Here is a 21613-nt window from a genome sequence, read left to right as displayed (position 1 = left end):
GATTGTGAACTGTATCCGAAATAGCAAAACAGATTTTTAGGATTTTATAGTTAAGAAATTATAAGTTTTGCATTAATAAATTACGATTAAAACTCTGCCGCTGGCATGAGGAATCGCAGCCAAATTATGAGTTATGATTTATCAGTTTGGACTGGAACTAACAAATTCCAATTACCAAATTTTCAGTACCAATTGCTAATTACCAATCACTCATAAAAATTATGCCCAACTCAATGTTAAATGACGACCCATTGTGGTTCAAAGACGCGATTATTTACGAAGTGCCAGTTCGGGCTTTTGCCGACAGCAATGCAGACGGGATCGGCGACTTTAGAGGACTGACAGAAAAACTGGATTACCTGCAAAACTTGGGAGTAACAGCAATTTGGGTACTGCCATTTTTTCCCTCGCCGCTCCGAGACGACGGCTACGATACATCTCACTATACTACCGTCAACCCGATTTACGGCACATTAGAGGATTTTAAAGAGCTTTTAGAAGCAGCGCACCAGCGGGGAATTCGAGTCATTATTGAGTTAATTGTCAACCACACTTCCGACCAGCACGCTTGGTTTCAGCGATCGCGCCGCGCCCCGAAAGGCAGTAACGAAAGAGATTTTTACGTGTGGAGCGACACCCCGGAAAAATATCAAGATGCTCGGATTATTTTCCAAGATTTTGAGACCTCTAATTGGGCGTGGGATTCTGTAGCAAAAGCTTATTACTGGCACCGTTTTTATTCCCACCAACCCGATTTGAATTACGACAATCCGGCCGTCCGCCAAGCCATCTTAGATGTGGTAGATTTCTGGTTGGCACTGGGAGTAGACGGACTGCGGATGGATGCGGTGCCTTACCTGTACGAGCGCGAAGGTACAAACTGCGAAAACCTACCAGAAACTCACCAATTCCTGAAGCAATTGCGGCAGCACGTAGATGAGAAATTTCCGAACCGGATGCTGCTGGCTGAGGCGAATCAGTGGCCCGAGGATGCGGTTGAATATTACGCTGCTGGGGATGAATGTCACATGAACTTTCATTTTCCGCTGATGCCGCGTTTATTTATGGCTTTGCATATGGAAGATAGCTTCCCAATTAGCGACATTCTCCAGCAAACTCCACATATTCCCAATAACTGTCAGTGGGCATTATTTTTGCGGAATCACGATGAATTGACGCTGGAAATGGTGAGTGATGAAGACCGAGATTATATGTATCGGGTTTACGCTCAAGACACTCAGGCGAGAATTAATTTGGGTATCCGCCGCCGCTTGGCTCCTTTGATGGGAAATAACCGCCGCCGCATCGAGTTGATGAATGCTTTGCTGCTGTCTCTTCCGGGTACGCCGGTGCTTTACTACGGCGATGAAATTGGCATGGGAGACAATATATATTTGGGCGATCGCAACGGGGTGAGAACTCCGATGCAGTGGAGTGGCGATCGCAATGCCGGTTTCAGCCGCGCTAACCCGCAGCGGCTGTACGCACCGCCCATTGTTGACCCTGAATATCACTACGAATCTGTTAACGTGGACGCGCAGCGGGCTAATCCGAGTTCTCTTTGGTGGTGGATGAAACGCCTAATTGCAATTAGGCAGCGCTTCCAGGCATTCGGCCGCGGAACTTGCGAGTTTCTGTACCCGGAAAATCGCAAAGTTTTAGCTTTTGTACGCACTTATCAAGACGAACACATCCTTGTAGTGGCTAATTTGTCGCGCTTCGTTCAGACGGCAGAATTAGACCTTTCGCCCTTTAAAGGTGCTGTTCCAGTGGAGATTTTCGGCCGCACTGAGTTTCCGGCGGTGGGCGAGTTGCCTTACTTTTTGAGCTTGAGTCCTCACACGTTTTACTGGTTTACTCTGACTGTTAAACAAGAAGATTTTTCGTTGCACGGTTATCAGACAGACTTGCCGAGTTTGGCGGTCATCGGCAATTGGAAAACCGCTTTTGCTACAAGTCAGTTAAGCGATATGCTGCTCTCTATTTTGCCGAATTACTTGCGATCCAGTCGCTGGTTTATCGGTAAAGACAGGACAACTCAATCATTAGAAATAAGTGAAATTGTGCCTGTTGAAATTAAAGATCTCGCGGGGGAGCAATCTACAGTTTACATTCTGTTTTTGCAGTTAAATTATACTGAAGGTATGCCGGAAACTTACGTTTTGCCTTTAGGTTGGGAAGAGATGAAAGGCGAAGCGGACGAGCGGGCGATCGCGCGCCTGCACTTCCCAGAAACCAACGAAGTCGGGGTACTATTTGATGCTGCGGGCGACAAAGGTTTCCTGAGCGCGTTGCTGGGGGCGATCGCCAGTTCTCGCAGTTACACAGGTACAGCAGGTCAACTGGTAGGAATTGCCGACAGTCCATTCAGCTCAGAACAAGATTTATCCCAGCTCGAACCTCACCTGTTCAAAAAAGAACAAAGCAATACATCCGCAGGTTACGGCGACCGCTTCGTCCTGAAAATATTGCGAAAAGTCGAGGAAGGCATCAACCCCGAATTAGAAATCGGGCGCTTTTTAACAGAACGCAACTCGATTCAACACTACGCTCCAATTGCCGGAGCATTGGAATATCACACCCAAGGAAAACAAGTCGTTACAGTCGGAATCTTACAAAAATTAATCCCCGACAGCATAGACGCTTGGTCTTATACATTAGACACACTGCGCGACTATTTCGAGCAAGTAATGACAGTAGAAGCAAAGCATTCCGGCGATAATTTATCAACTTCCCCCGAAAATTATTTACCGAGCACTTTGACTGCACAAATGCAGCGGCCGTCCAACTCGCTAGTAGCCGATTTATCCCTAGAAATTCCCGCCTTAGCTCGGGAACTCATCGGCTCTTACTTAGCGTCAGCAGAACTTTTAGGTCAGCGGACAGCCGAACTTCACCTCGCTTTAGCTTCTGACATAGAAAATCCCGCTTTTGCCCCAGAAAACTTCACATCATTTTACCAGCGTTCGATCTATCAACAGATGAGAAATCTAGCAGGAAGGACTTTGCTGCTACTAAAAAAACGGCTGTCCCACCTGCCACCTGCCACCCAAAAATTGGCACAAAATCTGCTCAACCGCGAAGACTTGCTGATGGAACGTTTCAAATCTATTTTGAACTTGAGAATCACGGCTGATAGAATTCGCTGTCACGGGGATTTTCATTTCGGGCAAGTTCTTTATACAGGCAAAGACTTCGTAATTATTGATTTCGGAGGAGAACGGAATCGACCCTTAAGCGAGCGGCGGATGAAAAGGTCGCCCCTGCGAGATGTTGCGGGAATGCTGCAATCTTTTAATTACGCCGTTACTTTGGCACTCCGCAATGAAGTAGAAAGCGGCATGATTCGCCCTGAAAATCTCCCGGAGATGCAGCAGTGGGCGAACGTTTGGCATCGCTGGGTTAGCCTGACTTTTGTCAAGAGTTATTTGGCGACAGCAGCAGATGCAAATTTCTTACCAAAATCTATCCCGGAACTGCAAGTTTTGCTCGATGCTTATATCTTAGAAAAAGGGGTTGCCGAACTGGTATACGAACTCAATTACCGCTTGGATGGGGTAGAAATTCCCCTTCAGCGGATTCTACAGTTGCTGCCCCGTTGAGTAAATAAGTAGGATGCGTGACTTTCTAGTTGTTCAATTAACAGCGAGATGCTGGAGAGTCACGCACGTTACACCATACCAAATCTGCTTGAAGAACCATTTCCAGGAACCAATATTAGGTAGAACAGTCCTGGACGCACGCTTCCCAAAAAAACCCGCTCGCTCGTTTTCACGTTTGAGCGTATACGACAAAATTACGTGCAGAGACCGGGTTTTTGCGTCCAGGATTGTAGGAATCAAACAACAGATTTACGTATTTTTGCGATCGCTTTGATAATTTCTTCTCGATTCTTACCTGATTGTATCCATTGTGGAAGTCGAGAGAAGAGACTGCGATTCGACCAGCCATAAAGTTGATGAGGTTTTCGTTCCCTCAGCTTTACCCTAACAAACGCCTCAATAAATTCTAAATGTCGAAGATTGTAAGCCCAAAGCGTCTCACCGCAACAGGAAGTTTGAAGCCACAGAGGATAGTGGAAGTAGTTATCCAATGCCTCGCTATACCAGCTTTCAATCTTCTTCTCAGACCAATCTTTTGAGGAACCACAAGCTGTACAGGAAAATCTGCGAGTAGCAAAGAAATCGGCGTTATCAGGCTCGATACAGCGCACGATCGCACGTGAATCACAACAAGGGCATCGCACCAGAAATTCATCCTGGAATGAGTAGATTGTTTCACGAGTATCTTTGAATCGCTCCATACTTATTACTTAAAATAAAGAGATGTTTGATATAAAACTTGTTCTTGATGAGTTAACAAAGTACAGTCAGAAAGCGGGTAAGCCACACAAGTAACAGCGTAGCCAGCTTGCAATTCTGACGGCTTCAAAAACTTTTGTTCGCTTTGGTCGATTTCACCGCTCAGCAGTTTGACAACGCAAGCAGAACACTCTCCTTGCTTGCATCCATTCGGCAAGCGGATGCCGGCATCTTCTGCCATATCTAAGATATACTGGTCGTCTGGTACTGCGATCGTGCGATCGAGCGCCAGTTCCTGATTCACGAGCCGAACTTGATAAACAGCCATTTTTTCCTCAGTATTAAGATTGCTCTGCTTTTGCCAATCTAAATTAGCGATCGAATCCGTTTGAGCTAAAACTCGACTGCTTGGAACAGTCGATTTTTACCGAAATATCTGGTCTATCTGTACTCGCGAAAGGGCGGGTTTACTATGCTGTTCGTCCTAGCAAATATTTCGGGTAAAACCCGCCTCTAAAACTAAAAAAAGCGGGTTTTGTATGCTGTTAGTTTTACGATACTAACTGTGTATATCTAGACAAGTGCTTCTTGATAATCGAGATTTTCATCTAGATAAATAGCCCGAATATCCTCCGGCAAGTTTGATTCTAAAGTTTGATATCCTTTTTGCAGCAAAGCCTTTACCTGAGCGGGCGAAATAGCTTCGCCTTCTGCTTGCAAATAAGCTGCAATTCGAGTTTCGCTCCAGCGGAAAGTCTGAGCCATCAAGACCACTAAACGCGGCAGCGGCGCTAACAATTCTAAGGCTTGTTTGACGTAACACCACAGGGGAGGCGGAGCCGATTGCAAAGAATAGTGAATCGACTCAACAGGGGGCAATTCAGCTTGATTTATGCAGACGGCTGTCACATTAATCAGCCAGTTTTGGAGACTGAGATTTCCGCCATCAGACTCTTGGGTTTCGCGGCGCAAATCGAGGCCTCGGAGCTCGTGATAGATATGCTGCCAAGTGTGGGCAAACAGGTAATCGCCTTGTACGGGCGATCGCACGGAATGGCGGATCAGGGAGTGTACAATTTGAGCGTAGCGGCAAAAAATCGCCGTGAAGAAGCGACCCTGATCGGGATGGTTTTGAAACAGAGTCAATAATTCCTGGTCGCTGTGATGGAACAGGGATTTGACCACAGGATGGTTGAGTTCGGAAAAATTAGGTGTTTGCACAATTGTTCTGGAATAGCTTGGAGAATAAATGCGGGTGCAGCCCGATTCTACAACACGATATACATTTGATGCAAGTGCTTAAAAAATATGTTGATAATAAAGTCAAATTAATTATATAATTAAGTTGTAGGTGACGGTGAATAAACCTCAATTAGTAGATCGAATTTTATTTGTTCACCGTCACCTACAAAGGTTATTTTAATGGTAAAATCCTTGTATGTCTAGCATTAATACTGGTATCGAATGGACCGACAGAACGTGGAATCCAACGACTGGCTGCGATAAAGTCAGTCCGGGCTGTACGCATTGTTATGCCGAAGCATTAACAAAAAGGTTTCACACTAATTTTCCTAACGGTTTTGATTTAACACTGCATCGCGAGCGCCTGCAAGAACCCAAACGCTGGCGAAAACCGAGCCGCATTTTCGTGAATTCGATGAGCGATTTATTTCACGAAGAAGTTCCTTTTTCATTCCTTCAAGAAGTTTTTGAAGTGATTCGAGAAACTCCTTGGCACGTATATCAAATTCTGACCAAAAGACACGAACGCCTTCGCGAATTAGCAGATAAATTAGACTGGCATGAAAACATTTGGATGGGAGTTTCTGTTGAAAATCAAAAGTACGTTGACAGGATTGATTGTTTGCGAAAAGTACCTGCAAAGGTCAGATTTCTATCGTGCGAACCGCTTTTAGGTGCTTTGGATATTGATTTAAAAGGCATTCATTGGGTAATAGTTGGGGGAGAATCTGGACAAAAACACCGTCCCATGCAAGCAGAATGGGTTGAGAGTATTCAACAGCAGTGTGAGGAGGCTGAAGTAGCGTTTTTCTTCAAGCAATGGGGAGGTAGAACACCTAAAGCTGGTGGGCGACTTCTGGATGAAAAAATCTGGGATGAGATGCCAGAAGCATGGCAACAGCACCAAAAGCAATGGAAAGGTTACACTTTGAGTGTGAGTCGCAACTCAAATAAAGTAGTAATACCTACTTTGGTGAAAATGTAACTCTCACCTGCTCTCCAAATGTAATCTCTCCTTTGTACTTTCTTCGTTTACTGGCATCTGGATCTACTATGATTTTACCTTGTTGTTCTAGTTTTCGCAGAGCTTCTTTGTAATTTTTACTAATGTAACGCTTGCCAACATGATGCTGATTATAAATTTCTTCCATTGTTAGTGTTTGACCTGCAAACTCATGCAATAGCATATTTTCTAAATCGTCAAGTGGTCGTGATAGCTCGAAAAGTAAAGGTTGATATTGTGTGGCTGCATTATACTCAAACAACGGTACACCTTGCTCTGTACTAGAGCTTTCCTTTGCCATAATTTCTTTCATAATTGAGTAACCACGCACATTTTTAGAGACAAAAATTAGATGGTGGCTAGTTCTGGTTCCTGTATCCGTTTTAAAACAAAAGGGAAGAACGTAGTTGCCACCTATTTCTTTGAGAGCCTGGGAAATCTCCTCTACAATAACTAACTCTCGCTCATACGGTTGTTTCAATTTTAGTTGTTCCCGAAGCGCATTAGCTCGCTCTTGACCAAATAGAGAGTTCATGTGTTTGTCTACAGAAACGTTAGGCAATCCCATATTTACTCTATTGTAATTAAAGAAAAATATACAATCGCAACCCCAATCTTTAATAACCGCTCCAATTAGCCCAAGAGACAAGCCTTTATAACCCCAAGGGTCGATAAAGAATAGTGTAGGAACATTATTAATTTGTTGAATGGCTTGGACAATTTCTTCTCCAACCTCCTTGTTCAAAACTATTGGTGTATGCTTTAATCTTCCTATGTCGGGAATTGATTGTATAGCCTGCTGGAGAGACTGAGTATTATCTGAGTCCTTATCATTAAACAACGTTACTAGCATTTGTGACATATCTGGATCGGCAATAGCACGTTCCAAGATAAGTAATGGAGTAGACTTAGAACCGTCTTTATAGCGACCGGGCCCAGAGAACAAATCAATATAGGCAATTTTATTACTCCATTTCTTCGCTGTGGGTATAATTACCTTTGCCCACGCCCAAAAGTATTTAGCAACTATTTCTGCTTTGACTAAAGAATTATCTCTCGACTCATCAAAGAAAGAACTGTCAGCCATCACAGTCACCTCTACACTCTAAATAATGAATTTTACTGTGGCTAAACAATAGTACCATATCCTCCGCCCCCCGGAGTCTCAATGACAAACACATCCCCGGGCTGCATTTCCACAGTCGCCGTACTCCCCAAATCTTCAACTTTTCCATCAACCCTTTCAACATAATTCCGCCCAACTTTCCCCGCTTCACCCCCATTCAAACCGCAAGGAGAAATCATCCGCCGCCCCGATAAAATTCCCGCCGTCATCGCCTCCCGAAACCGCACTCGCCGCACAACTCCATTCCCCCCGCGATGATATCCATTCCCCCCGCTATTAGCCCGAATTGCAAAACTTTCTAACAGCACCGGAAACCGGAATTCTAATACTTCAGGGTCAGTTAAACGCGAATTAGTCATGTGAGTTTGCACCGCATCAGTACCGTCAAAATCTGCACCAGCACCCGCACCGCCGCAAATAGTTTCATAATATTGATAGCGCTGATTTCCAAATGTAAAATTATTCATAGTTCCCTGAGAAGCCGCCATCACTCCCAAAGCACAATACAAAGCATCGGTAATATTCTGCGATGTTTCCACATTTCCCGCAACCACAGCCGCCGGATAGCGAGGATTCAGCATACAGCCTTCGGGATTGATAATTTCTAGAGGTTTCAAACAGCCCGCATTTAGAGGAATATCGTCATCTACCAACGTGCGGAAAACATACAAAACAGCGGCTTTGCACACGGCTGCGGGAGCATTAAAATTGTTAGTTTGTTGACCGGAAGTGCCAGTAAAATCTATTTTTGCACTGCGCGCAGATTTGTCAATTGTAATCGCTACCTTAATTTGTCCGCCGCTATCCATCGGATAAGTAAACTCGCCATTTTGCAAAACATCAATTACCCTGCGTACCGACTCTTCCGCATTGTCTTGTACGAAGCCCATATAAGCTTGCACAGTCTCTAATCCATAATGTTCTACCATCTCGATCAGTTCTTCTGCGCCGCGCTTGTTAGCAGCAATTTGTGCTTGCAAATCGGCTAGATTTTGAGCGGAATTGCGAACAGGAAAATTACCCGCTGTCAGAATTTTTATTAATTCTTTTTCTCGAAAAGTACCCTCGCTTACTAACAGGAAATTGTCAAGCAATACGCCTTCTTCGGTTACTGTTGTACTGTTAGGGGGCATGGAACCGGGAGTGATGCCACCGATGTCGGCGTGGTGTCCCCGCGAGGCAACATAAAACAAAGGAAGGGAGGAATCACGATCGAATACTGGAGTAATAACGGTGATATCGGGTAAATGCGTGCCGCCGTTGTAGGGATTGTTAGAAACATAAACATCGCCCGGTTGAATCGCATTGCCTTGTGCTAAAATTAAAGCTTCAACGCTTTCGCTCATCGAGCCGAGATGTACGGGAATGTGCGGCGCGTTGGCAACTAATTGCCCGTTTTTGTCGAAAATTGCACAGGAAAAGTCGAGACGTTCTTTGATGTTGACTGAGGAACTTGTGTTTTGCAATGTGATGCCCATTTGTTCGGCGATCGCCCGAAACAAATTATTAAAAATTTCCAGCAAAACTGGATCGGATTTAACCGCAGATAAACGCGGATGAACGCGGATACTATCTGCGTTCATCTGCGTGCATTGGCGGTTCAAAATTAGATCGTTATTTTCGGTTATTTCCGCTTCCCAGCCGGGTTCTATGATATTAGTTCCCGTTGCCTCAACAATCATAGCAGGGCCGCTAATGCAGTCGTGCGATCGCAAATCGTCTCTCTGATAAACAGGCGTTTCCCGCCACCCGCCAGCAACATACATTTGCACGGTTGAAATTGGTTGCACGGGCAAGATGCCCGCGCCACAAGCAGCGGAAATTGTGGATGCTTCCGGCACATCCATACTTTCTACAACTTCCACCGAAACCGCTTCCACAATCAGCGGTTTTTCTGGCATAATAAAACTGTAACGCTGTCGGTGGGCTGCTTCAAATTCAGCCTGCATGACCTCAATATTGTCAGCCCAATTGACCGCCAAAACCGAATCACTTCCCTGATATTTTAAGCGCAACTTGCTGACAACTAAAACCTCTGACTCATTCTCTGTGTTCTCTGCGCCTCTGCGGTTCAATTCCCTCTTTCCCTCAGCCTCCAATTCGGTTAAAATATGATGCAAATCAGCTAATAATCCTGCACTTAATTGTTGCTCGATCGCCCTTTCGCGAATAGCCCGCACATCAGCCAAACCCATACCGTAAGCCGACAACACACCCGCATAAGGGTGAATAAATACCCGTTTCATCCCCAAAGCATCGGCGATCGCACAAGCGTGTTGGCCGCCCGCACCGCCGAAACAGCACAATGTATACTCCGAAACATCGTAACCGCGCTGAAGCGAGATTTTTTTGACAGCATTTGCCATCTTTTCCACCGCGATCGCCAAAAAACCCTCCGCCACCTGTTCCGCCGTCCTCTCGCCCCCAATTTCCCCCGCTAATTGCCCAAATTTTTGCTTTACTACGTCAGGGGCGATCGGCAAATCTCCATTCAATCCAAACACTTTCGGGAAAAAATCCGGTTGAATTTTCCCCAACATCACATTGCAATCAGTCACCGTCAAAGGGCCGCCTTTGCGATAGCAAGCAGGCCCAGGATTGGCCCCCGCAGACTCCGGCCCGACACGGTAGCGAGCCCCGTCAAAAAAGACAATTGAACCGCCGCCGGCTGCTACAGTGTGAATTGCCATCACGGGCGATCGCAATCTCACCCCAGCAATTTCTGTCTCAAATTCGCGTTCGTATTCGCCGTTAAAATGGGCAACATCTGTGGAAGTTCCGCCCATATCAAAGGTAATAATTTTATCAAAACCTGCCTTTTTGCTAGTTTGAACTGCACCGACAATTCCCCCAGCAGGCCCGGATAAAATACTGTTTTTTCCTTGGAATTGTGCCGCCTCCACTAAGCCGCCATTTGATTGCATAAACATTAATTTGGGGAATTGGGAATTGGGAATTGGGAATTGGGAATTGGGCATTAATAATCCCTCGTTCCCGGAATCTGCCTCGATTAACTGACTGATTACTTGTTCGACGTATCTACGTAAAATCGGGGATAAATAAGCATCGACAACCGCAGTATCTCCCCGCGAAACCAGTTTCATCAGCGGGCTAACTTCGTGAGATACTGAAATTTGAGTAAAGCCAATTTCTTTCGCTATTTTAGCAACTTGTTTTTCGTGTTCCGAGTAGCGGTAGCCGTGCATGAAGACGATCGCACAACTGCGAATTCCCTCATCGTATGCTTGCTGCAAAGACGGGATAAATTCGGGATTGACAGCAGTTAACTCCTCACCTGTTGCGCTGTAGCGTTCCGCAACTTCAATAACTCGATCGTACAGCATCTGGGGCAAAACAATGTGACGCGCGAAAATATTAGGGCGGTTCTGATAACCAATTCTCAGCGCATCGCCGAAACCTTTAGTAATTAACAGAATTGTGCGATCGCCCTTTCGTTCCAGCAAAGCATTTGTCGCTACCGTCGTCCCCATTTTAATCGCTTCAATTTGTGCAGCGGGTATCGGAAAATCTGCGCCAATTCCTAAAATATCGCGGATTCCTTGAACTGCCGCGTCGGTGTAGCGTTCCGGGTTTTCCGACAGCAGCTTGTGAATGACTAATTTACCGTCGGGGTTCTTGGCGACAATATCAGTAAAAGTGCCACCGCGATCGATCCAAAATTGCCAGCGAGTGCGATCGTCAAAAACAGCATTCATATCTTTTTCCTGAGTTTTATTGTTTAACTGATTCAGAATTATTAAACAAAAATATCGGCAAGTCAATTCATAAATTTCATAAAATTCAGAACCTCAGACTCATAAAAATCATATCTATTTCTCTCTCATCTTCTCTTTCCTTCCTTCGCGCCCTAGCGCTTACCCGCAGCTTCGCCTAACGCGACGAAAGCGGTTCGTTAAAATAAAACTGCTATATATATCGAATAGCCTCAACCAATCCCTGACAAACACCCGCCAGAAAATCCAAATCCAAAGTTTCAATCCTATCACTTTCTCGATGATAGTGCGGATTTCGCATATTAGCAGTATCAGTCACCATAATAGCCGGATCACCATTATCCCAAAAAGGAACATGATCGCTGCGGCGAGTATCCGGCACAATTAAACCTTGATTCGGCACCGATAGCCACTCGCAGGGCTGACCCGATTTCCGAATTTTGTCAGTCAAATTAATCAAATCTGGAACAGTCTGCAAATTGCCAATTAAAGCAATAAAATTACCATAATTTGGATAAAAATATTTCAAGCCAGCGGGATAGTTTTGAGAATTAGGATTATGGTTGCAATAACCCAACATTTCCAAACAAATCATTAACCGGATTGACTCTTGCTGTTGCTTGTATTTAGCTGCATGATGACTGCTTCCCAAATAACCGTATTCTTCCATATCAAAGGCGACTAATTGCACTGGATATTTGAGCGGCGCAGATGCGATATCCCTTGCGAGTTCCAGCAAAACAGCAACACCAGTAGCATTATCATCGGCCCCAGGCGATCCGGGTACAGTATCGTAATGAGCACCAATTACGATCGGCGGCAACTGCTTCTTACTCGCCTGATCGAAGGGGGGTAAATCCAAAATCAAATTGTGATGAATTCGCCCGCGAACCGAAAAATCGTCAATTTCTACAGTTCCCCACTGTGCCCACTGTTCGCGGATGTATTGCTGGGCATAAAAATGCCCTTCGGATGCGAGGTATGGATTGCGATCGCGTACAATTTGAATCAGATGGCTGTGCAGGCGTTCCTTGAGATCCATGCGATCGGAGATATAATGAGTACACTAAGATTATATGGGATTGAATTATGATTGGAGAAGTCAGAATCGAAAATTATAAGTCCATTCAAAAGCTGAAGCTAGAATTAGGACGAGTAACTGTATTGATCGGTGAAAATGGTTGCGGAAAGAGCAATATCCTAGAGGCGATCGCCCTTGCTTCTGCTGCGGCAGATGACAAGCTGGATAACGAGTTTTTAGCTTCTCGGGGCATCCGAGTTACAGAACCTCAATTTATGCGATCGGCTTTTGAAAAGGCAAATTTAGATAAAGATATTTGCATTGAGTTAAGAAAGAATAATGAGCTACAATTTAGTTGTGTTTTACAAAATGATAATTCTCCCTATTCTCCCTGGGTTAGTAAAAACTTTTTGGGGAATACTGAAATTTCTCTCAAGAATGCTGTCATGCTGGTATTTCAAAAACATGGGGGACTAGAAAAATTTACAGCAGTTTCAGAAGGCAAAACAGAGCTACCAGAAAAAGAATGGTTAAACTTTAAAAAGGATGCGGAATCATTTATTCCAATAATTGACTTGAATAAATTTATAATTTACTCTCCGGAGAATCCAGCTTTACGAACTTTTGAAAAAGAAGGCCAGATTCAACCGTTAGGCATTAATGGTGAAGGTCTATTTAAACTTATTAACTTTTTGAATTCAGATAAAAATCAAGACAAGCTTGATGAAATCAAACAAAAGCTGCGCTTAATAGATTGGTTTAAAGATTTTGAAGTTCCTCAAAATTTAGCAGCAATGCAAACTTCTATCCAAATCCAAGATAGGTACTTAGATAAGGATTTAAGTTATTTCGACCAAAGAAGCTCGAATGAAGGCTTTTTATTGTTACTGTTTTACTTTACCTTGTTTATCAGCGATATCACTCCCAAATTTTTTGCAATTGATAACATTGATGCTTCTCTTAACCCCAGATTGTGCCGCCGATTAATGCAAGAATTAGTCGAACTAGCCAAGAAACATGATAAACAAGTCATCTTTACAACCCACAACCCGGCAGTTTTGGACGGTTTGGATTTAGAGGATGACGAACAGCGACTGCTTGTGATTTCTCGCAACCAATTAGGTTATACTAAAGCCAGACGCATTCTGGGCCCCAAACCTCTAGAGGGCCAAGAACCAGTAGAATTATCAGAGGCATTTTTGAGAGGCTATATCGGCGGACTTCCTAAGAATTTTTAATATGATTAGTTTTGGATTGATTGCAGAGGGACTGACTGACCAAATTGTAATAGAAGATATTTTAGCTGGATATTTTAATAGTGCATATATAGAGGTGACACCTCTTCAGCCCAAAAGAGATAAATCCAAAACCGGCGGCTGGACTTTAGTATTTGATTATTGTAGGTCAAAAAAATTTCAAGAAGCATTTCAATTTATTGACTATATAATTATTCAGATAGATACGGATGTTTCAGAAGATTATGGTGTAGCCAAACAAGATGAAAACGGTGAGTTTACTCCCCAGCAGTTAATTGCAAAAGTTATTGAAAAGTTTAGAAGTGCGATCGGCGATAATTTTTACAGCACATATCAACAACAAATTATATTTGCCATCTCCGTACATTCTATTGAGTGTTGGTTGCTTCCACTGTATTATACAGACAGTAGAAAAGCTAAAATTACAAACTGTCTCGACACGTTAAATCGGGAAGTTCAGAAAAAACACAACTTTACGATCGACGCTAATGCTAAAAATCCTGAATATTATCGAGTAATTTCAGAAAAATATTGCAAGCATAAAGTTTTGATGAAGCATTACCCAGAAAATCCCAGTTTAAAAACTTTTATAGAAGAGATTCAAAGCAGAGACATTAAGATTGGTGGTGAAGAGGATTGGTAATGAAACAAGTTATTATGTCATATAATAGAAACATAGTTATCGGAGATTACCATGCAAGCATACAAACTTAGAGGTAAAATCGATGCAACTGGCAATTTGGTAGTTGTGGAACCCGTGAATATGCCGCCGGGAGATGTAGAAATCATCGTCTTGCAGCTACCTGATACGGTTAAACAAGTCAGCGCGTCAGAAAATGCGATCGCACTTGAAGCACCTCAAAAAAAGTTTAAAACTAACGTGAAGGCATTTCAAGGTTTATTCGATCGAGATGCTGTACCCGAACCGCTGGATTTTGACGATCCAGACAAACAAGCAAAATGGGAATATTTAAAGGAGAAACATAACTTGTGAAAATCCTGATAGACACCAATATAATAGTAGATGTTGCGCTTGAGCGAGAACCTTTCTCTGCTGAAAGCGATCGCATTTTAACTTTTGTTGAAGAAGCACAAATTCAAGGCTATATTTCAGCCTCAACTTTTAGCGACCTTTACTATATTATTCGCCGAGACAAAGGCCGCGATTGGACGCTGGATTTTTTGCGGCAGTTAGCCACATTTTGTCAAGTAGCAACAGTAGATAACTCTGTTATTTCAATGGCATTAACTTGCAACTTCAAGGATTTTGAAGATGCGATTCAGTACAGCACTGCTGCAATCAATCGAATTGATGCCATTGTCACCCGCAACCCGCGAGATTTTCCGGTTACTACTCCTAGGATTGTAACTCCCAATCAGTTAATTCAAGAATTAACCAATTCTCCCTAAATTTCTCAAAGCGCTAAACTTCTGATTCCAATTCGCTAACCCGCAACTGCACGGGTAATTCTACAGAATTCAACTCAGACGACTCTAACAATCCTGTTGCTTCAACTTCTGCACTCGCTTCACCATCTCGCACTTTTCGCAATTTCTCACCCAAAGTATCCCGCTGGTTAATCAAATAAATACTCACCAAAGTCAGCCCAACTCCCATCGATTGTACCGGACTGAGCACTTCGCCCAAAAACAAATTGCCGAACAGCAAAGCAAATACAGGCGTAAGAAAGGTAAGAGAACTTAAACTTGTTAGACTGCCACTGGAAGCAAAATAAAAGAATAAACCGTAGGCGATCGCACTTCCGAACACAGTAGAATAACCTAACGCCATCCAGCCGGAAAAATCGATATTCACAAACTGGTCAGACTCAGTTGCAGCCGAAATTGCCAACAGCGGCAAACCGCCCAAAATCATGTGCCAACCAGTCGCCACCACCGGGTCAACATAACGGCAAACCCAGCGCACCAAAACCGTACCCACAGCCATCGACAAAGCGGCCAACAGCATCAACCATTCTCCACCCTGAAACAACTGTTCGATACCCGCAGAAACCGGCGCGTTTTCAGGATGCAAAAGCCCCAAAATCCAGCCATCCGGCAACCCAATTAAACTGATGCCAGCAACGCCAATAACTAATCCCAACCAGCCCCAAAAACCAATTTTTTCTTGAAACAGCCACAAACACAAAATCGCCACAGCTAGCGGTTGAGAATCAATCATCACCGAACCCAAGCCGGCACCGGTTCGGGTCAAACCTTCGGCTAAAAAGCCTTGAAACAAGGTAGCGTCAACTAAAGCAAACAGCGAAATGCACAGCCAAGCTTTCCAACCCTGCGGCTGCGGTTTTCCCATCAGTGCCGCCGCCAGCAGCACCAACACGCCCGCAGGTACTAAACGCACGAATGCCACAAACAGCGGCGTCGTGTGTGGCATCACGCCCTTCATCGCTACCATCGCGGTTCCCCACAGGAAAAACGGCGCAATTAGCAACAGCGGGGCAAAAGGCAGTTTTGAATCGGTAAGTTTTAGCTGCATGGCGGAGACTCCAAATAATTATTGATGAGAGTGGCTCTGACGAGAATGATGTAGTTTTGTTAAGCAATTTTTACAATTATATATTATTGATGTTGGGTTAAGTACGATCGCACAAATCTCGGCCATGAGGAACAGGCTTTCGGGTCTGTTCCACAAAATCAAGGTGGAACAGGCCCGAAAGCCTGTTGCGGCCATCAGCAACGGGCAAGATGCCCGTTCCACAATCAAGCAATTTCTTGTGGAACAGGCATCTTGCCTGTTCCTAAATGGCACAACATCTACCTTGATGAATAAGGCACACTATAAGAAGTTAGCTAGAAAAATCCGTAACATTGCCTGTACACTGCCCATGATTTGGCCATTCAAGCCCCGCTACCGCAAACAAATCGCCCGTATCGAAATCACCGGAGCCATTGCCGGAGAAACCCGCAAACGAGTGCTAGAAGCTCTCAAAACCGTTGAAGAACGCAAATTTCCCGCCTTGCTGCTGCGGATAGACAGCCCCGGCGGCACTGTCGGCGATTCCCAGGAAATTTACAGCGCGCTGAAGCGTTTGCGGGAAAAAGTCAAAATTGTCGCCAGTTTCGGCAATATTTCAGCTTCTGGCGGAGTTTACATCGGCATGGGAGCCGAGCATATCGTTGCTAATCCCGGTACAATTACCGGCAGCATTGGCGTGATTATCCGGGGCAACAATCTAGAACGGCTGTTAGAAAAAGTAGGCGTTTCTTTTCAGGTGATTAAATCGGGGCCGTATAAAGATATCTTGGCATTCGATCGAGAATTGACCGATCCCGAACAGCAAATTCTGCAAGACTTGATCGATACCAGCTACCAGCAATTCGTGGAAACCGTTGCTGAAGCCCGGAAATTGGCAGTTGAAAACGTGAAAACTTTTGCCGACGGCCGCGTTTTTACCGGCCAGCAAGCCTTAGAATTGGGTTTGGTCGATCGACTGGGAACAGAAGAGGACGCCCGCCGCCTTGCCGCCGAACTCGCAGGCCTGGACCCGGAAAAAACCGAGTCTTGCACGCTAGAAAAACAAAAACCTTTCCTAAATCGCGTCTTGGGGAGTAGTCTGGATATATCCGGGCTTTGGGCTTACAATAATTTGCTGGAATTCGAGCTTTCTACTAGCGGTTTGCCGCTGTGGATGTATCGCCCGTGATTAAATAAATTAGTCATCGGTCAGGAGTCAGCAGTCATTAGTTACTCCCTGGATGATTGGGCGATTGAAATCTGTTGACCTCCAACTCCAATGTGGCGCTTCGCCCTGGCTTTGCCTAGGAGTTGGAGGTCAAACTACACAAACGAAGTCCACTCAAGCGGGGATTAAGAAATAAAGTGGGTATTTAAGCCTAATTTAGTATGACTCATAACTAATGACTAATGACTCATAACTAATGACTAATGACTCATAACAAAAATATGGAGGAAATTTGCGTGGAGTGGCAAGTGCGGGGGATTCGTGGGGCAACTACTGCTAGCGAGAATTCGGTGGCAGCAATTCGAGAAGCGGTGAAAGAATTGTTAGATGAATTAGAAGCAAAAAATGATATAAATCCAGAATTAATTATTAGTGCTACGTTTTCTGCTACTCGTGATTTAGATGCTGTGTTTCCGGCTGCGATCGCCCGCGAACGTCCTCACTGGTGTAATGTTGCTTTGCTGGACGTACAGCAAATGCACGTTGAGGGTGCTTTGGAACGCTGCATCCGGTTGTTAATTCTCGTCAATTGGCCGGCACATACTGAAATTTATCATCCTTATTTGCGGGGAGCTCAAAATTTGCGCCCGGATAGGAATTTAGCGGTGGCGGTGGCTGGGGAAAAGTAGACTTGGCGATTGTGAAAGTCGCAGGCCCCACAACTCACAAAGTCAAACAGTCCTAGACTCACGGGCCCCCTGAAACCGGGTTTTTTCTAGAATACTTGGTTGCAGGCGACGAAAACCGCAAAAACCCGGTTTCTTTGATTTTGTCGCAGGCCCCGACAACTCAAAAAGAGATCTCGTCCGATTTCACTCTCATTCTTGTTGACAAGTTGCAGGTTAAGGTGTATGGTGAGTTTGCGAGTTGCAAAGCTCGATCGCTCCAGAACGTTGAAAATTGCATAGTTTTATTTTGGATCTGCGGCTAGTTTCAGTGTCGCAGAATGTCAATCGACGCACCTCGGGCGATAGGCAAAACCCTGATTTTCTCGTTGGGGTGCGTCGATTGCTGTGATACCAAGGGTTACGCCTTGCAAGCAACAGAGCTTATTGCAGGTTTTACAGTCTTATTGACAGCTAAAAAATGGTGCGTCGATTTGAAGCTTGAAACCCTTTCTGGGTAAGGCTCCCTGGCCGAAGAGTCTCCTTTACCACTTCCCCGAGAGGGGATTGAAACTCTGTGCAGGTTGTGTGCTTAATGTTTCTAATCCAGTGTCTCCTTTACCACTTCCCCGAGAGGGGATTGAAACCAACAGTAAAAAAACCAACTGTTTCGACTTCTTTTATGTCTCCTTTACCACTTCCCCGAGAGGGGATTGAAACAAGAATGATCATTAAACCTCCATTCATCCAAATGAGTGGTCTCCTTTACCACTTCCCCGAGAGGGGATTGAAACTTACTTATGGAGCACCCGGCTCTGCACAACAAAGTCTCCTTTACCACTTCCCCGAGAGGGGATTGAAACCTTTTAGGAATTGTAAATTCGGGGGTAGGGGGTGTTTCCTCGGTCTCCTTTACCACTTCCCCGAGAGGGGATTGAAACATTAGGATCATAATCAACCATTTGACCCAAAATCTCTAGTCTCCTTTACCACTTCCCCGAGAGGGGATTGAAACTGTGATTAAGACTTAGAAAGTCTTAGTGGAAGCTGGCTTTGTCTCCTTTACCACTTCCCCGAGAGGGGATTAAAACTAGGCTGTCTTGAACGCATTGAGGAAGGTTTGTCTCCTTTACCACTTCCCCGAGAGGGGATTGAAACTTGAATATCTTCCACAAACCCTTTTGCTCGGGCTTCGTCTCCTTTACCACTTCCCCGAGAGGGGATTGAAACAAAATCTATGCTAATTTCTGAGGCGTTTTTGAGGTTATGTCTCCTTTACCACTTCCCCGAGAGGGGATTGAAACCTGAGGCATTTCCTGAGCTTTTGCAACTGGTGCAAGTCTCCTTTACCACTTCCCCGAGAGGGGATTGAAACTAGAACTTACATTATTTGTTTTAATGAATCTTAAAACAGCGTCTCCTTTACCACTTCCCCGAGAGGGGATTGAAACAGAATCAGTGGCAGAAAATCGCAATTATACTTATCGCGTCTCCTTTACCACTTCCCCGAGAGGGGATTGAAACTGTTTTCATTACCATAAACCCAATCGACAACTTTCGTCTCCTTTACCACTTCCCCGAGAGGGGATTGAAACTGTGTTGCTTCTTTCTATAAGTGTCATAGTAGACACTATTAGTCTCCTTTACCACTTCCCCGAGAGGGGATTGAAACATTGAGTCTAATCCTGTTCCGGACTTTCTTCGAGAAGAAGGTCTCCTTTACCACTTCCCCGAGAGGGGATTGAAACTTCAGAATTTGAATTTCTGCTCATAATCTACACACTGTCTCCTTTACCACTTCCCCGAGAGGGGATTGAAACACTTCCGGATGAGCCTTTAGATGCCGAATTGCGGATTCGGGTCTCCTTTACCACTTCCCCGAGAGGGGATTGAAACATTTGATAGCTTGAGCTTCCATTGTTTTTTTCCGTCTCCTTTACCACTTCCCCGAGAGGGGATTGAAACATTGTTTTTACCATGGTCTAAGATCGTCATTTTTGTGTCTCCTTTACCACTTCCCCGAGAGGGGATTGAAACTCTGTTGAGCTAATTTGACCAATTCCAGAAAATTAACGTCTCCTTTACCACTTCCCCGAGAGGGGATTGAAACTTTTGTTGGAAAAGGATGTTAGTAAATTTCAACGTCTCCTTTACCACTTCCCCGAGAGGGGATTGAAACGTTTTTTTGAAACATCAAGCTGTTACCTTGGTGAATTGTCTCCTTTACCACTTCCCCGAGAGGGGATTGAAACCTTCTCTCTATATTTAGGCTAAAGAGAAGTGCACAAATGTCTCCTTTACCACTTCCCCGAGAGGGGATTGAAACATTGCTACTGGTTCTGGAACCGGCTCAGCGTCTGTAACTGGCTGTCTCCTTTACCACTTCCCCGAGAGGGGATTGAAACTATCTGCTCCATTATGTCCTGGAGACATCCCCAGTCTCCTTTACCACTTCCCCGAGAGGGGATTGAAACATTTTCTCTAAAGCCCCCGCAATATGGGGATAAACTTCAGAAGTCTCCTTTACCACTTCCCCGAGAGGGGATTGAAACGGTAGATATCCACATCCCCGTTATCACGCCGCTCAATGTCTCCTTTACCACTTCCCCGAGAGGGGATTGAAACACGAAAGCAAAAGCTTGACGGATGTTTTTGATGAAAGCCAGTCTCCTTTACCACTTCCCCGAGAGGGGATTGAAACAAGGTAGACATAATTGAAAGTCCAAAAACTATTGTCTCCTTTACCACTTCCCCGAGAGGGGATTGAAACGCGCTGTTAACGCCTTGGGTTGTTTGGCCTTTAACAAAGTCTCCTTTACCACTTCCCCGAGAGGGGATTGAAACGTTATACGCCCCCCTTTTTTTCAACTCGTCAAAAAAAGAGTCTCCTTTACCACTTCCCCGAGAGGGGATTGAAACAAAGAAGCCCAAACGTTTTTGATAGTATTCATGATGGTCTCCTTTACCACTTCCCCGAGAGGGGATTAAAACTACTTTAGATAAATTTTTCACTTTAAAGCATCCCCCTGTGTGTCTCCTTTACCACTTCCCCGAGAGGGGATTGAAACTACATCTGCTTGAGATTTTTCCATTTTTTGGCAACGCCAGAATTTATCCACTCCCACGAAAGAAACCGGGTTTTTTACCGAATCTGTGGACTACAACCACATATTTTCGTAAAAAAACCCGGTTTCGCTGGCCCCTACTTAGCTTGTTTACCACTTCCCCGATAGGGGATTGATATCAAATCCCGTGGCATCGGAATAAATCTTACCCACAGTCAGGAGACGGCAGTAGCTTTGGTCGTGTCAACTTCAGGTAAAACCGATAGTCCGTCAGGGGTTGAAACCCCTGCCTCAAAGTGAAAGTCCTCTCAAAGAGGACTAATGAGTTCTTCAGTCGTCTTTGACAGGACTTTAGCTATGAGACAGGGAATTCATTCCCTGGCGGACTGCCGGGTGGGAGTCAGGGGTTGAAACCCCTGCCTCAAAGTGAAAGTCCTCTCAAAGAGGACTAATGAGTTCTTCAGTCCTCTTGGAGAGGACTTTAGCTATGAGAGGGGGAATTCATTCCCTGGCGGACTGTCGGGTGGGAGAACCAGCGGACTAAAAGCTTAAGTTG

15 protein-coding genes and 1 CRISPR repeat array are annotated in these 21613 nt (G+C 44.7%); of the genes, 8 read left to right on the top strand and 7 right to left on the bottom strand.

Going from position 1 to position 21613, the window contains the following annotated elements:
- Window positions 1–221: 221 nt before the first annotated feature.
- On the top strand, window positions 222–3602 hold the full coding sequence (gene treS, locus QUA80_RS01505; RefSeq protein WP_333420728.1) for a maltose alpha-D-glucosyltransferase: 3381 nt from the start codon (window positions 222–224) through the stop codon (window positions 3600–3602).
- 236 nt (window positions 3603–3838) lie between these two features.
- On the opposite strand, the gene QUA80_RS01500 is transcribed toward treS, so the two are convergent.
- From QUA80_RS01500 to QUA80_RS01490, 3 genes are all read right to left on the bottom strand, one after another.
- Entirely contained in the window at window positions 3839–4303 is a 465-nt protein-coding gene (locus tag QUA80_RS01500; protein ID WP_333420726.1) for a hypothetical protein, read from the bottom strand.
- Between the two features lie 5 nt (window positions 4304–4308).
- Window positions 4309–4629, bottom strand: coding sequence for a 2Fe-2S iron-sulfur cluster-binding protein (locus tag QUA80_RS01495; RefSeq protein WP_333420724.1), 321 nt, complete (start codon window positions 4627–4629; stop codon window positions 4309–4311).
- A gap of 245 nt (window positions 4630–4874) precedes the next feature.
- Window positions 4875–5522 carry a sigma-70 family RNA polymerase sigma factor gene (locus QUA80_RS01490; RefSeq protein ID WP_333420722.1) on the bottom strand — a complete coding sequence of 216 codons (648 nt, stop codon included), beginning with the start codon at window positions 5520–5522 and terminating at the stop codon, window positions 4875–4877.
- 217 nt (window positions 5523–5739) lie between these two features.
- On the opposite strand from QUA80_RS01490, the gene QUA80_RS01485 reads away from it, so the two are divergent.
- Entirely contained in the window at window positions 5740–6528 is a 789-nt protein-coding gene (locus tag QUA80_RS01485; protein ID WP_333420720.1) for a phage Gp37/Gp68 family protein, read from the top strand.
- Here the strand turns inward: QUA80_RS01485 and QUA80_RS01480 are convergent.
- The 3 genes from QUA80_RS01480 to QUA80_RS01470 form a co-directional block, all read right to left on the bottom strand.
- Window positions 6509–7633, bottom strand: a complete 1125-nt coding sequence (locus QUA80_RS01480) for a three-Cys-motif partner protein TcmP (RefSeq protein ID WP_333420718.1) — start codon at window positions 7631–7633, stop codon at window positions 6509–6511. The genes QUA80_RS01485 and QUA80_RS01480 overlap by 20 nt on opposite strands.
- A gap of 41 nt (window positions 7634–7674) precedes the next feature.
- Window positions 7675–11388, bottom strand: coding sequence for a hydantoinase B/oxoprolinase family protein (locus tag QUA80_RS01475; protein WP_333420716.1), 3714 nt, complete (start codon window positions 11386–11388; stop codon window positions 7675–7677).
- Between the two features lie 211 nt (window positions 11389–11599).
- Complete coding sequence (locus tag QUA80_RS01470) at window positions 11600–12448, bottom strand: M28 family peptidase (protein WP_333420714.1); 849 nt, start codon at window positions 12446–12448, stop codon at window positions 11600–11602.
- Window positions 12449–12495: 47 nt separating this feature from the next.
- On the opposite strand from QUA80_RS01470, the gene QUA80_RS01465 reads away from it, so the two are divergent.
- From QUA80_RS01465 to QUA80_RS01450, 4 genes are read left to right on the top strand one after another with little or no spacing between them, the layout of a single operon-like run.
- Entirely contained in the window at window positions 12496–13665 is a 1170-nt protein-coding gene (locus tag QUA80_RS01465) for an AAA family ATPase (RefSeq protein ID WP_333420712.1), read from the top strand.
- 1 nt (window position 13666) lies between these two features.
- Window positions 13667–14326, top strand: a complete 660-nt coding sequence (locus QUA80_RS01460; protein WP_333420710.1) for a phage tail protein — start codon at window positions 13667–13669, stop codon at window positions 14324–14326.
- 51 nt (window positions 14327–14377) lie between these two features.
- A complete protein-coding gene (locus QUA80_RS01455; protein ID WP_333420708.1) occupies window positions 14378–14677 on the top strand; it encodes a hypothetical protein in 300 nt (99 codons plus the stop codon).
- Window positions 14674–15093, top strand: coding sequence for a PIN domain-containing protein (locus QUA80_RS01450; protein WP_333420706.1), 420 nt, complete (start codon window positions 14674–14676; stop codon window positions 15091–15093). Before QUA80_RS01455 ends, QUA80_RS01450 begins: the two co-directional genes overlap by 4 nt.
- A 13-nt stretch (window positions 15094–15106) precedes the next feature.
- Here QUA80_RS01450 and QUA80_RS01445 read toward each other — a convergent pair whose 3' ends face one another.
- Window positions 15107–16180, bottom strand: coding sequence for a DMT family transporter (locus tag QUA80_RS01445; RefSeq protein ID WP_333420705.1), 1074 nt, complete (start codon window positions 16178–16180; stop codon window positions 15107–15109).
- Window positions 16181–16529: 349 nt separating this feature from the next.
- Here QUA80_RS01445 and sppA point away from each other — a divergent pair, with 349 nt between their 5' ends.
- Window positions 16530–17348: a signal peptide peptidase SppA gene (sppA, locus tag QUA80_RS01440; RefSeq protein ID WP_333235752.1), complete on the top strand. Its 819-nt coding sequence runs from the start codon at window positions 16530–16532 to the stop codon at window positions 17346–17348.
- Between the two features lie 242 nt (window positions 17349–17590).
- Window positions 17591–18016: a chorismate mutase gene (gene aroH / locus QUA80_RS01435; protein ID WP_333420703.1), complete on the top strand. Its 426-nt coding sequence runs from the start codon at window positions 17591–17593 to the stop codon at window positions 18014–18016.
- A 514-nt stretch (window positions 18017–18530) separates the two neighbouring features.
- Window positions 18531–21060: direct repeats of the CRISPR family, unit length 36 nt; unit sequence GTCTCCTTTACCACTTCCCCGAGAGGGGATTGAAAC.
- Between the last annotated feature and the right edge of the window lie 553 nt (window positions 21061–21613).

The organism is Microcoleus sp. F4-D5, from assembly GCF_036704885.1.
Taxonomy (GTDB): domain Bacteria; phylum Cyanobacteriota; class Cyanobacteriia; order Cyanobacteriales; family Microcoleaceae; genus Microcoleus.
This window is presented reverse-complemented; position numbering and strand designations above follow the sequence as displayed.